At 65.1% G+C, this 662-nt stretch carries 1 protein-coding gene; it reads left to right on the top strand.

Annotated elements, in window-relative coordinates:
- Positions 1–662: IS1634 family transposase (locus tag IU459_RS37450; RefSeq protein ID WP_195134297.1), on the top strand; the 662-nt coding region annotated here is incomplete at both ends.

A 662-nucleotide genomic window follows, 5' to 3' on the forward strand; every position in this document is an offset into this window, starting at 1 on the left:
CGGCAGCGGCAGCGGCAGCGGCAGCGAGAAGGCTGGCGGATTCCGTACTTACGGCAAGTCGAAGGACTCCCGAGACGACCTACCGCAGATCGTGATCGGGATGGCCGTGACCCGCGACGGCATCCCTGTGCGTTGCTGGTCGTGGCCCGGCAACGCCTCGGACCAGGCGTTGATCCGGCAGGTGAAAGACGATATGCGGGACTGGACGCTGTCGAAGATCGTATGGGTCACCGACCGCGGTTTCTCCAGCGAGGCCAACCGCCGTTACCTGCGGCAAGGCGATCACCACTACATCATCGGCGAGAAGATGCGCTCCGGGTCGCAGGAGGTGAAGGCGGCGATGTCGCGGCAAGGCCGCTACCTCGACGTCGCCGACAACATGCGGGTCAAGGAAGTCCGGATCAGCGATACGGAACGGTTCGTCATCTGCTTCAACCCTGAAGCGGCCGAACGTGATCAGCATGTCCGCGCTCAGATGGTCGCCCAGCTCGAGGAGCTGATCGCCGGCTCGGACGAACTCACCGACTTCAAGCGCGGCGAGTTGCGGGGCAAGATCTCCGCGAAGCCGGGCCTGTCGAGGTTCCTGCGGGTCACCCCGGCCGGGAAGCTGCGCCTCGACGCGGCGAAAGCGAAGGCCGAAGCCAACTTCGACGGCAAGTACC

It is taken from the genome of Nocardia amamiensis (assembly GCF_015477605.1).
Classification (GTDB): domain Bacteria; phylum Actinomycetota; class Actinomycetes; order Mycobacteriales; family Mycobacteriaceae; genus Nocardia; species Nocardia amamiensis_A.